The 13,325-nt window shown below is 45.3% G+C and carries 12 protein-coding genes and 2 CRISPR repeat arrays; of the genes, 11 read left to right on the top strand and 1 reads right to left on the bottom strand.

Annotated features, from left to right (window positions below):
- Position 1 precedes the first annotated feature (1 nt).
- From cas5c to BN54_RS02340, 10 genes are all read left to right on the top strand, one after another.
- A complete protein-coding gene (gene cas5c / locus BN54_RS02385) occupies positions 2 to 742 on the top strand; it encodes a type I-C CRISPR-associated protein Cas5c (protein ID WP_019205536.1) in 741 nt (246 codons plus the stop codon).
- Positions 729 to 2,597, top strand: coding sequence for a type I-C CRISPR-associated protein Cas8c/Csd1 (cas8c, locus tag BN54_RS02380; RefSeq protein WP_019205535.1), 1,869 nt, complete (start codon positions 729 to 731; stop codon positions 2,595 to 2,597). Before cas5c ends, cas8c begins: the two co-directional genes overlap by 14 nt.
- Positions 2,597 to 3,457, top strand: coding sequence for a type I-C CRISPR-associated protein Cas7/Csd2 (gene cas7c, locus BN54_RS02375; RefSeq protein ID WP_019205534.1), 861 nt, complete (start codon positions 2,597 to 2,599; stop codon positions 3,455 to 3,457). Before cas8c ends, cas7c begins: the two co-directional genes overlap by 1 nt.
- Before the next feature lie 2 nt (positions 3,458 to 3,459).
- Positions 3,460 to 4,116, top strand: a complete 657-nt coding sequence (gene cas4 / locus BN54_RS02370; protein WP_019205533.1) for a CRISPR-associated protein Cas4 — start codon at positions 3,460 to 3,462, stop codon at positions 4,114 to 4,116.
- On the top strand, positions 4,113 to 5,144 hold the full coding sequence (cas1c, locus tag BN54_RS02365; RefSeq protein WP_019205532.1) for a type I-C CRISPR-associated endonuclease Cas1c: 1,032 nt from the start codon (positions 4,113 to 4,115) through the stop codon (positions 5,142 to 5,144). Before cas4 ends, cas1c begins: the two co-directional genes overlap by 4 nt.
- A gap of 9 nt (positions 5,145 to 5,153) precedes the next feature.
- A complete protein-coding gene (gene cas2, locus BN54_RS02360; RefSeq protein ID WP_367587261.1) occupies positions 5,154 to 5,447 on the top strand; it encodes a CRISPR-associated endonuclease Cas2 in 294 nt (97 codons plus the stop codon).
- 155 nt (positions 5,448 to 5,602) lie between these two features.
- Positions 5,603 to 7,633: a CRISPR direct-repeat array (repeat unit 34 nt; unit sequence ATCGCACTCTGTAATGGAGTGCGTGGATTGAAAT).
- 94 nt (positions 7,634 to 7,727) lie between these two features.
- Positions 7,728 to 7,982 carry an AbrB/MazE/SpoVT family DNA-binding domain-containing protein gene (locus BN54_RS02355; protein ID WP_019205530.1) on the top strand — a complete coding sequence of 85 codons (255 nt, stop codon included), beginning with the start codon at positions 7,728 to 7,730 and terminating at the stop codon, positions 7,980 to 7,982.
- A gap of 67 nt (positions 7,983 to 8,049) precedes the next feature.
- Entirely contained in the window at positions 8,050 to 8,403 is a 354-nt protein-coding gene (locus BN54_RS02350) for a type II toxin-antitoxin system PemK/MazF family toxin (RefSeq protein WP_019205529.1), read from the top strand.
- Between the two features lie 390 nt (positions 8,404 to 8,793).
- A CRISPR array of direct repeats spans positions 8,794 to 10,001; the repeat unit is 34 nt.
- A gap of 173 nt (positions 10,002 to 10,174) precedes the next feature.
- Positions 10,175 to 10,630 carry a hypothetical protein gene (locus BN54_RS02345; RefSeq protein WP_019205528.1) on the top strand — a complete coding sequence of 152 codons (456 nt, stop codon included), beginning with the start codon at positions 10,175 to 10,177 and terminating at the stop codon, positions 10,628 to 10,630.
- Positions 10,609 to 10,896 carry a hypothetical protein gene (locus BN54_RS02340; protein WP_019205527.1) on the top strand — a complete coding sequence of 96 codons (288 nt, stop codon included), beginning with the start codon at positions 10,609 to 10,611 and terminating at the stop codon, positions 10,894 to 10,896. Before BN54_RS02345 ends, BN54_RS02340 begins: the two co-directional genes overlap by 22 nt.
- 208 nt (positions 10,897 to 11,104) lie before the next feature.
- Here the strand turns inward: BN54_RS02340 and BN54_RS02335 are convergent, their stop codons facing one another.
- Positions 11,105 to 12,322 carry an MFS transporter gene (locus BN54_RS02335; protein WP_019205526.1) on the bottom strand — a complete coding sequence of 406 codons (1,218 nt, stop codon included), beginning with the start codon at positions 12,320 to 12,322 and terminating at the stop codon, positions 11,105 to 11,107.
- Between the two features lie 125 nt (positions 12,323 to 12,447).
- On the opposite strand from BN54_RS02335, the gene BN54_RS02330 reads away from it, so the two are divergent.
- Positions 12,448 to 13,293 (top strand): metallophosphoesterase family protein, encoded by an 846-nt coding sequence (locus BN54_RS02330; protein ID WP_019205525.1) that lies wholly within the window; start codon positions 12,448 to 12,450, stop codon positions 13,291 to 13,293.
- Positions 13,294 to 13,325 lie beyond the last annotated feature (32 nt).

Genomic DNA, 13,325 nt, shown 5'->3' with positions numbered 1-13,325 from the left:
TGTGAAAAAAGAAACGACTACTTTCTCATTTACAGTGAGTGGTGATTATGCTTTATTTACGGATCCGATTACCAAGTTGGGAGGCGAGAAGTTTTCCTATCAAGTTCCAACGTATCAGGCGTTAAAAGGAATTGCGGAGAGTATTTATTGGAAACCGACGATTGTAATATATATCGATAAGGTCCGAATCATGAAACCAATTGAAGAAGAAACCAAGGCAATTCGTTTGTTGAAGTATAATGATACTCGGACGCCGGATTTAGCTCATTATACTTATCTTCGCGATGTAGAATATCAAGTTCTAGCTCATTTTGAATTTAATTTAAATCGTCCGGATCTCGCTCGGGATCGAAATATTAACAAGCATTTGGCAATCATGAAGCGTTCAATTAAACGGGGTGGGCGACGTGATATTTTTCTGGGGACTAGAGAATGTCAAGGCTACGTAGAACCCTGTGAGTTTGGTGTTGGCAAAGGCTATTATGATCAACGAGATCAAACCTTCGGAATTATGGAGCACGGTATTAACTATCCAGATGAAACAGGTCACGACCAACTTGCAATTCGACTGTGGAATGCCAAAATGACGGGAGGAATTATTTCCTTTCCGCGTCCCGAAGAATGTTCGATCGTTCGGCCGTTGCATGACTTATCGGCCAAAGATTTTACGATGACAACTATTCGTGGCGTGGAGGAAGAATATGCTGCGTTGTTTGGGGGTGTATCTGATGACTTGGATTAATGACTTAATTGAGATTTACGATCGAAATAAGGATTGGGTCGGTAAACCTAAGCCGATAAGATTATCGAATCCGTCTAAAGAAATTTCCGAACAAAATGCTTACTTGTTGCCATTGTCTCATACAACCGTAAAAGCCCAGTATGAAGTTACTGTAGATGAAGCTGGGGAATTGGTTAGAGCGGATGCACTTGGCCCACGGGGAAAAACGACTATAATTCCAGCGACGATCGATGCCAACTCCCGAACTAGTAAAGCGGTACCTTATCCAGTTCATGATAAGTTTCAGTATGTGGCTCGTGACTATCAAGATTATGTTTCATTGAAAACTGCACAAAATGACGCTTACCATAGTTATTTGCAGCAATTGAGGGATTTTGTTGATTCACCGGATGGTCAGGAGTTTAGGCCAGTTTATCAGTATCTGAAACATCATGATCTAATTCATGACCTAATTGAACAAGGAACTTTTACCGCAGCTGGAATTAAAAGTGAGCGACCTGAAAAAAAGGATTTGGCGGTATTTGTACGTTTTCGAGTAGCGAGAAGAAAACCATTTTGGAATGATCCAATAGCCTTTAATAATTGGGATCATTATTACCAAGAGCATCTAAACCAGGATGAAACTCACGGCCTTAGCTACGTGACCGGTATGTTTAACCAAGTATTAACAAATCGCCATCCGGGGGCAATTCGATATCCCGGTGATAAGGCTAAACTCATTTCTAGCAATGATTCGCAGAATTACACATACCGAGGACGCTTTTTGACACCAGATGAAGTAGTTGGATTAAGTTACTGTGACTCACAAAAAGCTCATTTGGCGCTTAAGTGGTTGATCGAACTCCAAAGCATCAATATTGATGGTCGCATTTTTTTGATTTGGGGTGTTGAAGAAAGTGTCACAATTGAAGATCTATATTTTGGGCTTGGTGAATACGAATCTGGTGATCCAAACGAACCGAATACTAATTTAGGTTTGGCAACTGAATTTAAGAAATCCTTTTGGAAAGGTAAAGAGATTCAAGCTCATGATCAGGTGTACGTAATGGAACTGGATGCTGCGACCCCCGGCCGTTTAGGGATTCTTAACTATCGTTCGATGGATGTTCAGACTTATTTTAATCGGATTATTGATTGGTATGAGGGGATGCGACTGACTCGCTACTATCAACAGTCAGATCATGCTTGGAACCCATCACTCAAACAGTTAATTGAATCAGTCTATGGTACAAAGGGCAGCGATAAGATCCGTAAAAGTGCCCTGTCGCGGGTGATCCAAGCGATGTTTGATGGGCGAGAACTACCCAAAGATATGCAGCGTCAACTGTACATCCGGGCTAGTCATCCAACAAGTTTTAAAGCGGATAGTTCTCCAAATTGGCAAACGGTTTGCCTAACTACGGCGGCCGTTTGGAAACACAAAGCGAAAGGAAGATTTAAGATGGGATTAGATCGACAGGAAACAGATCGTAGCTACTTGTTTGGTCGGCTTTTAGCTGTTGCTGATATTGTAGAACAAGGCGTGTTAGATGCTAAAGAAAAAGAAGGAGGCCAAACGTCGGCTGATCACATGCGGGGTAGTAAACGTCGGCTTACTAATGCGCGACGTTACATGTCCACATTCTCACAACGACCGGTAACGACGTGGAAACATATTTACCAACAATTACAGAAGGCGTATTTACCGCAAAGCAAGTTTCAATTTAAAGCCCAAAAGGAGTTTGATCAAATCATGGAGTTGCTGGACAGTGACAAGTATGTTGACCAGCCACTCGATGGCACGTTCTTATTAGGGTTCAGTCACCAACGCAACGCTTGGTTCAAGAAAGCCACTGAAAGCGAGGAGGAAAAATAATGAGTTTAGAACACAAGATTGACTTTAAAGTTGTGATTTCAGTTAAGGATGCCAACCCGAACGGGGACCCGCTGAACGGGAACCGGCCACGTCAAACAATGGAAGGTTACGGAGAAATTTCCGATGTTGCAATCAAGCGGAAGTTACGGAACGCGCTGCAGGACCAGGGGCAAAAGATTTTTGTGCAGTCCGATGACCGGGCAACGGATGGTTTTAAGAGCTTGAAAGACCGTGCTGGAGCAATCGATGGGTTAAAAGAAGCGCAAAAGAAGAAGGATACGGCAGCTTACGCGCGGATTGCGTGCCAAGAATGGTTTGATGTGCGGGCCTTTGGGTCAGTCTTTGCCTTTAAGAAAGGGGCGGGTAGCGGACTTTCGGTTGGGGTTCGTGGTCCGGTCTCGATTCAAATGGCTAAGTCGATCACCCCGATTGAAATCAATGAAATGCAAATCACGAAGTCGGTTAACTCTGAACCTGGTGACAAGAAGTCCTCAGACACGATGGGGATGAAATTTACCGTTAACTATGGGGTTTACGTCTTTAACGGGAGTATCAGCCCCCAATTAGCAGAAAAGACGGGCTTTTCGGCAGAAGACGCCGAAGCCTTGCACCAAGCACTGATTCACATGTTTGATAATGATTCTTCAGCCGCTCGACCAGCCGGTTCGATGGAAGTATTAAAGGTTTACTGGTGGGAACACAACAGTAAAGCTGGTCAACACTCACCAGCTCAAATGCACCGTTCGATCAAGGTCTTGTCCAAGACTGGCGACCAGGTTATGCGCAGTGTTGCTGATGTTGAGTTTGATGAATTCCATAAATATAATGATGTCGATGTTGAAATTTATTCCGGGTTGTAATCATGGAATACGCTGAGGACGACTTTCTCTGGGTTTCTGGCATTCAGCACTTTGTCTTTTGCCGTCGGCAGTGGGCTTTAATTCAAAACGAGGCTCAGTGGCAAGATAATGAGCTGACGTTGGCCGGCCAAGCTTTGCACCAAAAGGCTGACCAACCTGAACTGAAGGAATCGCGGGGAAACAAATTGATTGTGCGTGCCATGCCAATTCATTCGCGCGAACTGGGCTTGGTCGGGATTTGTGATGTGGTGGAAATGATCAAGGATCCCGCTGGAACGACCTTACATGGACATGCGGGCAAGTATCGGCCGGTGCCAGTTGAATACAAACATGGGCAACCGAAAGCCGATCTGTCGGATAAGTTGCAACTCTTAGCGGAAGCATGGTGCTTAGAAGAGATGCTGGGGATCAAGATTGCCAGTGGTGAGCTGTATTATCTTAAGACAAAGCGGCGGGAACACGTTACTTTCGATGAGCCCTTGCGGGACCGTTTAAAAGGAGTTTGCAATGAGATGCACCAACTTTGGCAGCGTCGTTATGTACCACGGGTCAAAGTAAACGCGCGTTGCAACCGTTGCTCGCTAAAGGATATTTGTCTGCCCGAAATGTTAAAGCGGGAATCAGTAGCGACGTACCTTAAGAGGATGTTGGCAGAATGAAACGATTATTAAATACGTTGTACGTAACCGAGCCGGATCTTTATTTGGCGGCTGATGGCAATAATGTCGAGATCTTGAAAAATCATGAACGGGTGAAACGAATCCCGCTGGTAAATTTAGAAGCGATTGTTACCTTTGGACACCAGGGGATCAGTCCTAACTTGCTGGAAAAGTGCCTATACAACAATATTCCGGTTACTTTTCTTTCGATGCGTGGAAATTTTAAAGGCCGCATCATCGGCAAGCAGAATGGCAACGTTCTGCTTCGGCGCAAACAGTATCGCATTGCGGATGATGAAGCAGCAGCGACCGAAATTGCACGGAATTTCATCTTTGGGAAAGTTTATAACCAACGTTGGCTGTTAGAGCGCGCGATACGGGATCACGCTCTCAAAATTGACGTACCACAAGTAAAAGCTGTCTCAACTGAGCTAAATGGTCAGTTAGAAAATTTATTAGCCTGTACGGATCTGGAAACGCTCCTTGGTTTAGAAGGTAACTTGGCTAAGCGGTATTTTACCGTTTTTGACCAGTTGATTTTACAAGATCAGGCTGATTTTCCCTTTCATGGACGGAATCGCCGCCCACCACTTGATCGTGTCAACGCGATGCTTTCATTCGCATATACACTGTTGAAAAATGAATGTGTAACGGCTTTAGAGAGTAACGGCTTGGATTCTTACGTGGGCTTTTTCCACCAAGATCGGCCTGGCCGTACATCGTTGGCCTTGGACTTAATGGAAGAGTTGCGTGGGGCCGTTGCGGAACGCACCGTTTTAACAATGATTAATCGCCAACAAATCAAGGCGAGCGATTTCATCATTAAAGAAGATGGGTCGGTATTGTTAACCGATGATGGGCGGCGGACCTTTTTGCGCAATTGGCAGGAACGCAAGAGTGTCAAAATTGTCCACCCTTACTTAAAAGAAAAGATTGAATGGGGCTTAGTGCCTTTTGTTCAGGCCAAACTGCTGACTGCCTATCTTCGTGGTGATTTAGATATGTATCCGCCGTTTTTATGGAAGTAGGAGGGATCAATGATGATGGTGGTAGTAGCCTACGATGTAAAAACCAGTGATCCCCAGGGGGCACGCCGTTTACGACGGGTGGCTAAGCAATGCTTAAATTATGGGCAACGCGCGCAAAATTCCGTCTTTGAGTGTTTAATTGATGAAACAAATTTCCAAAAACTTAAATTAGAACTGTTGGCAATTATTAATGAGGAGCAGGACAGCTTGCGCTTTTATCGACTTGGTAACCATTATCAAGGTAAAATTGAGGTATACGGAGCAAAGCAAACCTTGGCTCTAGATGAGCCGTTGATTATTTGAGACTTGGTGCGAACCCTTAGTGCACATGTTTTCCCTAGGGGGTTCGCACCGATAAACAGCGCAGGAGTGTCTTCTTTCAAGACGTTCGTTCTGCGCTTTATGTATTTTTTAGTCGCAAGATGTGGATTTTGGGGTCCAAAACACCATATCTTGCGATCGCACTCTGTAATGGAGTGCGTGGATTGAAATTATTGTCAATGTACTTGGCTTTCAAGAAATTAACATCGCACTCTGTAATGGAGTGCGTGGATTGAAATATTTTGTGCATCGGCCACTGATGTATAACGAGCAATCGCACTCTGTAATGGAGTGCGTGGATTGAAATAAAAAGCTGGTTATGTAAATACAAAAGTCGATTATATCGCACTCTGTAATGGAGTGCGTGGATTGAAATCTTATCCTCTTGCGGTGACCAAACCTCAAAGCCCATCGCACTCTGTAATGGAGTGCGTGGATTGAAATTTCGGCCTGGACTTTAAAGTCGTGGGCCAACTTAATCGCACTCTGTAATGGAGTGCGTGGATTGAAATTTATATGATGTTGAATCTTCCATCGCAGAAGAATTATCGCACTCTGTAATGGAGTGCGTGGATTGAAATCACCGGGCGCAACTCTATCAGAACATACTGTGTCGCATCGCACTCTGTAATGGAGTGCGTGGATTGAAATACGGTGATTTTAACGAGTCCCAAGTCAACCTTAACATCGCACTCTGTAATGGAGTGCGTGGATTGAAATAAGATTCTTACAAAGGCCAAGGCTATGTCCAAGAAATCGCACTCTGTAATGGAGTGCGTGGATTGAAATGCCAACTATTCGGCTGGCGCGATAACGAGAACCTTATCGCACTCTGTAATGGAGTGCGTGGATTGAAATCGGGGCATGTATCTCAATATCGTCAAGCCTACGCATCGCACTCTGTAATGGAGTGCGTGGATTGAAATAACTCTAGCGATCCCCTAATTGAAAACAATAAACAATCGCACTCTGTAATGGAGTGCGTGGATTGAAATCTATAAAAACTATGGCATTGAGCCTACTTTTAACAATCGCACTCTGTAATGGAGTGCGTGGATTGAAATTTGTTTCATTTCAATATATCGGTTAGGAGTTAATAATCGCACTCTGTAATGGAGTGCGTGGATTGAAATGCCGAAGCCTACGAGCTTGAGGACCTCGAAATCCATATCGCACTCTGTAATGGAGTGCGTGGATTGAAATATAGTAGAAGGTCCAGCCGTCCGGTTTGGACCACATCGCACTCTGTAATGGAGTGCGTGGATTGAAATTACCCTTAAAATTTAGAAAATCGAAACTAGAAGGAATCGCACTCTGTAATGGAGTGCGTGGATTGAAATACGGCTTGGGATGATGGGTCGGCCGCTTACCAGCTCATCGCACTCTGTAATGGAGTGCGTGGATTGAAATTCTCAGTGGCCCGTGGTCAGGGTAAGACTTACCTAATATCGCACTCTGTAATGGAGTGCGTGGATTGAAATATTACTAAGCAATCACCACACACTAACTCTGTAGGTATCGCACTCTGTAATGGAGTGCGTGGATTGAAATACCCATCGATACTCACACAGGATTTCGCAATGAGATCGCACTCTGTAATGGAGTGCGTGGATTGAAATTACAATATGGCCCTCTATGTACATTCTCTCTATCATCGCACTCTGTAATGGAGTGCGTGGATTGAAATACAAATGCAGCTTAATTTAGATACTGGTCGCTTATCGCACTCTGTAATGGAGTGCGTGGATTGAAATATCTGCCATTTTTACCTCCTAATATGATGCTAATCATCGCACTCTGTAATGGAGTGCGTGGATTGAAATATCGGAGCGTAATAGGCAATATCGCTCATCTTGCAAATCGCACTCTGTAATGGAGTGCGTGGATTGAAATCCAGGCGTGGCACCATCGCAAGACGGTCGGCGTTCTGATCGCACTCTGTAATGGAGTGCGTGGATTGAAATCTTGCGAGCGTCTGCTTTGACCCGATCGATAAAATCATCGCACTCTGTAATGGAGTGCGTGGATTGAAATGGCTCGCAGGCATCGGATATATTTTGCCGGATCATCGCACTCTGTAATGGAGTGCGTGGATTGAAATGGCGTGCCAGAAAACGGAAATTAATATGTAGTAATCGCACTCTGTAACGGAGTGCGCGGTTTAAAATAGTCAGACCATTCCCTTTTACGTTGATACTAGTTGATACAAATGTTACTATGGTACTAGCAAAATGTTATGATTTACCAAAGGAGGGCGACAAGATGAACCAAGGGGAGTTAACGCTTAGCAAGTGGGGGAATAGTTTGTCGATTCGTTTACCACAAAAGTTATTAAATCAATTTGGGCTGGAACAAAATGATAAGTTTGAGTTTAAGGCTACTGATAATGAGATTATTTTGAAGCCAGTCAAAGAAACGAAAGCGATTGATAAGCTTCTAGCTGGATATGACCGTAGTCAGCCATACCCAATGGAAGTGGTTGACAAAGGGGGCGCAGTGGGTGAAGAACTTTATTAAATGATGGGTTCTGATAAGCTGCGCCAATGCGCTTTAATACGAATAATAAATTTATGGAGGTGTCCATGTGAGTGTACAAAAGCCGCTGGCTAAAGGCGACATTATCCTGGTTTCAAATGATCCAAAGCCACATCACAATCGGGAGCAAAAAGGGCTGCGACCATGGTTGGTTCTAAGTGAGCAGGCTTTGAATGAAGTATCGCCGTTTGTTTGGGCAGTTCCGTTTACGACAACAGATCGATCATACCCGCTTGTCTATGAGTGGTTAGCAGCAGAGCGGGGAACCCAAACATATGGAACTTTACTTTGCGATCAATTGACAACGCTTGATGTTGTCCATCGTTACTATAGTTTCCTTGAACATACTGATGTGCCGGTAGAGGTGGATCAACTGGTAAAAGCAATCTTGGGGTTTGAGTAATCAAGGTTGCTGGCCAAGTTATCTCATCACTTATTAGCAATTAAAGCATTAGAAACGTGAATTGAATCGATTAAGATAATATCTGCTAATGTGTGAGGAAACTAAGTAAGTGGGGCTAGTTAACAATAATTTAAACTAAGTTAGTAGGGACTAGAAAAGAATTGTTAAGCCAACTATTAAGTAAATGTTAGGCTTCCCTCGTAGATACTCTGCTGCTTCCTTAGAAAAGAGGTGCGAACCTTAGGTAAACATATTTTGCCCGGAAGATTCGCACCAACAAAACATGCGATTAAGTCTCATTGGGAGACATTTGGCTTGCGTGGTTTGTCATTTTTAGTCGCAAGATTACATAGAAAAGCTGTATTTTAGACTTGAACCACAATATCTTGCGATCGCACTCTGTAACGGAGTGCGTGGATTGAAATACTAATGGTCATTTCACTCAACAAGAGTGGGCTTGGATCGCACTCTGTAACGGAGTGCGTGGATTGAAATAATCCATACGTGGCCACCACGCAGCTCTTGCGGGTATCGCACTCTGTAACGGAGTGCGTGGATTGAAATGCGGTTAGCCAGATTGGCGGAACCACAACCGGATGATCGCACTCTGTAACGGAGTGCGTGGATTGAAATGTGAAAATGAAGTTGTGGCGCATGAACTAGGCCACTATCGCACTCTGTAACGGAGTGCGTGGATTGAAATCTAACAACGAAGCCTTTACCGCCACGGCCTTGGGATCGCACTCTGTAACGGAGTGCGTGGATTGAAATGCTGAATGAAATGCAAAAGAAAGACGCCTACATCATCGCACTCTGTAACGGAGTGCGTGGATTGAAATATCGTGCTGTACAGATCTCGGCGCACGCCCTTGATTTGGATCGCACTCTGTAACGGAGTGCGTGGATTGAAATCGTCCCTTTCTGTAATGACTTAACGTACTCAATGATCGCACTCTGTAACGGAGTGCGTGGATTGAAATTAACCAGGAACGGATCTTTGGAGCCATCAAACCAATCGCACTCTGTAACGGAGTGCGTGGATTGAAATACCCACAATTCCTAGAGCCTCAAGCGCTCCAACCACATCGCACTCTGTAACGGAGTGCGTGGATTGAAATTAGTGCGTAGTTTAAGCAAAGTCTTATAATCCGATCGCACTCTGTAACGGAGTGCGTGGATTGAAATAATTTTGAATCGGTTGAAATATCGCTAACGTACCATCGCACTCTGTAACGGAGTGCGTGGATTGAAATATCTTTAGGATAAACAAAAATATGTCCATCCAGTACATCGCACTCTGTAACGGAGTGCGTGGATTGAAATTAATACCATTTTAGCATGGACAATCGCCGCTTGGTTATCGCACTCTGTAACGGAGTGCGTGGATTGAAATGGTCTTTGTGACCTTGTAGTCGGCTGGCAGCTTATCATCGCACTCTGTAACGGAGTGCGTGGATTGAAATATTTACAGCCCGGTATGTAAGTCTATTTAACGAATCGCACTTTGTAACGGAGTGCGTGGATTGAAATACGCGGACGTGTAAATGGGCATAGTAGTGATCATATCGCACTCTGCAACGGAGTGCGTGGATTGAAATGATCGGTCCAAACCTACTACTGATATTAAAGTAATTCAAGCCCGTTATGATCATGCTATTTCGCAATATCGTAAAGAGACTGGTATTGATGTAGTTAAGCTGATGGCGCCGGAAAATTCATCGATGAGAGTAATCTATACGATGATGAGAAAGTAAAATTTGTTAAGTGGCTGGTGGTTCGGAACGGGTATAATACGATTCCAACGCCGGTTGATCAGTATAGTGGGCAAATTGTTTACCGTGGGGTTCACGATAGCGACGGGGTAACAGCCGATGAATTTATTGAGAAGCTTAAAACCACATCATTAATGATTTCGGGAGCAGATAGTTCTTCGAAAGGCCGAGGAGCTTATTTTTCTGAAGATGATTTTCAAGCGCAAATGCATTCGTTGCGCGGCGCAAATTCTAAGGTTACGGAATGGGGAATTAATTCTAAAGCTAAAGTACTTGATATTATCGATTCATCAAAAATGCTTGCAAATCTTGAAAATATTACTGACAAAAATTCAGTAATGGATTACAATCATGAAATCGTAGGCATTTTAAGTGGATATGATATTATTAAAATGGGAGCGACACTAAATGTCCTTAATTTGGAGGTAGTCGAATGGCTAAAAAGTTCAAGATAGATTCTGTTCATTATGAATTTTGCTTTACGAGTAAAATCGTTAAAGGCAAATATTCTCAAGACGAAATGGAGATTATTTCAACTTTTTGGTCAAACTGGGCTGACTTCCCATTAGGTTACGATATAGATCATCAAACGATCGGATTCGAGCCAAACGATGGTTGTTGTTACGTCGATTCAATCGACGAACTAGTCCCACCAATGTTAACTCCAGCAGACAAACAGCGTTTAATCGCTGAGATCAAGAAACACTTAATCAAACTTTAACGGTTACCAATGCGGTAGCCGTTTTTATTATGCCTTTTCCCTGACTGCAGGCGTAAAAGAACAGCTGAGACTGTCTCCCAATCGCACTCTGTAACGGAGTGCGTGACTTAAAATGCCCCTTACGTTAACGCTCAAGCAACTTACCGAAGGGCTCCCGTGACAAAAAAGCACCCCCATAATTAGGGGTGCCAAGCATTAATTACTTAGTCTATTTAGCAGTTCGCGTTCGGGTGACCATGACAATCAACAGGTTGATTAAGAGGGTTGCGCCAGTCAGCCAAAAGACGGCCGGGTAAGAAAAAAGGCCGGAAACTAAGGACCCCATCAGCGAGCCCAAGACGGAACCGGCGGCTTGAAAGGACTGGTTATAAGAAAAGATCCGGCCAAAGGCTTCGTGGGGAACGTCCAAAGTGAGGATCGTTTGAGCCGCTGGCATTAAGCCCGCGCTGGCCAACCCCAGGATAAAGCGCCACCCGGCCAGCCAAGCGGGCGAATGGGTGAGGGCCATCGGAATAAAGAGCAGGGTCGCAATGGCCAGGCCAAGTTGCAAGATCCGCTCGGGGCCGACGTGATCCATCAAGTGGCCGACTTTAGAGGCGGATAAGAGATTGCCCAGCCCCGGGGCGGCGGCCACAATTCCGGCAATTAAGGCTAAATTGCGGTGGTTGCCAATCATGTCCCGCACATACAGGGAAACGATCGGGTCAATGCTCATGACCGAGGCTTGGACAATCAAAGTCGTGACAAACATGGCATAGATTAGCTTGACATTTGGAATCAAATGCAACAGCTCCCGCATCGGCTTGAGTTCTGTCGGCTGAATTGGGGTAAAGTGTTCGTCCACTAAGGTTAAGGTCAGCAGAAAGGTTAATAACATCAAACCCCCGGTAATAAAGAAGGGGATCCGGTAGCCGCACCAATCCGACAACGCGCCGCCCAGCAAGGGCCCAACCAGGTTGCCCGAGACGCCGGCCGTCATCATCGTTGACATCACCCAGCCGGACTTGCGATGAGGTGTTTCACCAGCGATCAGGGCTGTAGCGTTGTTAATGTAGCCCGAAAAGGCCCCCTGTAAGAAACGCATGAAAATAATCATCCAGACGTTGGTGGCCAGCCCCGTCACGAAGATCGTGATGGCCATTACGCCACTGGCCCGCAAACACATTAATTTCCGCCCCTTGGTGTCAGCTAGGCTGCCCCAAAAGGGGGAGACCAAAGCTTGCGAGATGAAGGTCATCGCAAAGGCCAGGCCTGAAAAGAGGTTTAACTGGAAATGGGTGAAGGTTCCCAACTCGTTAATAAACAAAGAAATAAAGGGCATCGTCATCGAATAGCCCATCCCGGTGATAAAGCAGCCCAGCCATAAGACGATGAAGGCGCGGCGCCAGCCCGCGGGGAAAGGTTCGTCAGTTGCGATTTGAGACATTGAAAAATACTCCTTCTTTTTACTAATAGTAATTAGAATACCATAATTGCGGGCGCTTGACTTTTTAAATTCGGTTCAGTGGGGTAAGATTAACTTAACTTTTGTGGAAAGCAGGGAACGGTGCGATGCAAACAATTGCCATTTTTTCAGATATTCACGGAAATGCGACCGCCTTCAAAGCGATGCTCGCAGATGCTAAGGCTCAAGGGGCGACGGATTACTGGTTCTTAGGGGACCTCTTGATGCCCGGCCCGGGAGTGGCCGAAATTTGGGACCTGCTGGAAGCCATCCACCCCAGTCAGCTCGTCCGGGGCAATTGGGATGATTTAGTAATTCACGGTGCGCGGGGCGAAATTGATTTAAAAAAGCCTTCCCACGTTTACTTTGCCCGCCTGGCCCAGTTTGTCGCCGAACGGCTGCCCAAATCGGCCTTGGCGACGATGGCAGCCTGGCCCTTACGGCAAACCGTAACCGTTGGCAAGCTGAATTTCAGTTTGTCGCATAATTTACCCAAGCTCAACATGGGCCAGGCCCTCTTTCCGACCAATTCCAGTCGCAAGTTTGACCAGCTCTTCTTACCAGAAACGGACGTGGCCTTATACGCCCACGTGCATCACCAATTATTGCGCTATGGGTCAGATGAGCGGATTATCTTAAATCCCGGTTCGGTGGGAGAACCCTTTAATGGGCAGGCAAAACTGCAAGCGGATACCCGCGCTCAGTACCTCATCTTGCAAGTCGATGAGCAGGGCTTGGCGGGCCTGAACTTCCGGCACGTGGCTTATGATCGTAAGGCCGAGTGGCGAGCGGCGCAAGCGGCCGAACTGCCTTACTTGGCGATTTATCACCGTCACTTAAAGACGGGGCGGGTGTATACGCACAACCAAGAAATGCTGGCTGCGGCGAATGCAAAGTATAACTACGTCGCCGAATGCCAACAGTACCAAGCCCAATTCGCCCACAATAAATAACTTACTTTTTGTGAGCTAAATTAATTGCTTTT

Source organism: Limosilactobacillus ingluviei str. Autruche 4 (assembly GCF_000312405.1).
GTDB classification, from domain to species: domain Bacteria; phylum Bacillota; class Bacilli; order Lactobacillales; family Lactobacillaceae; genus Limosilactobacillus; species Limosilactobacillus ingluviei.
Note: the sequence above shows the minus strand (reverse complement) of the source record. Positions and strands in the feature narration are given on the sequence as shown.

Coding starts and splice junctions, on each gene's coding strand:
- cas2 (WP_367587261.1), top strand. CDS start 5,154: ATGATGATGGTGGTAGTAGCCTACGATGTAAAAACCAGTGATCCCCAG.
- BN54_RS02340 (WP_019205527.1), top strand. CDS start 10,609: ATGGCTAAAAAGTTCAAGATAGATTCTGTTCATTATGAATTTTGCTTT.
- BN54_RS02335 (WP_019205526.1), bottom strand. CDS start 12,322: ATGTCTCAAATCGCAACTGACGAACCTTTCCCCGCGGGCTGGCGCCGC.
- BN54_RS02330 (WP_019205525.1), top strand. CDS start 12,448: ATGCAAACAATTGCCATTTTTTCAGATATTCACGGAAATGCGACCGCC.
- cas1c (WP_019205532.1), top strand. CDS start 4,113: ATGAAACGATTATTAAATACGTTGTACGTAACCGAGCCGGATCTTTAT.
- cas4 (WP_019205533.1), top strand. CDS start 3,460: ATGGAATACGCTGAGGACGACTTTCTCTGGGTTTCTGGCATTCAGCAC.
- cas7c (WP_019205534.1), top strand. CDS start 2,597: ATGAGTTTAGAACACAAGATTGACTTTAAAGTTGTGATTTCAGTTAAG.
- cas8c (WP_019205535.1), top strand. CDS start 729: ATGACTTGGATTAATGACTTAATTGAGATTTACGATCGAAATAAGGAT.
- BN54_RS02355 (WP_019205530.1), top strand. CDS start 7,728: ATGAACCAAGGGGAGTTAACGCTTAGCAAGTGGGGGAATAGTTTGTCG.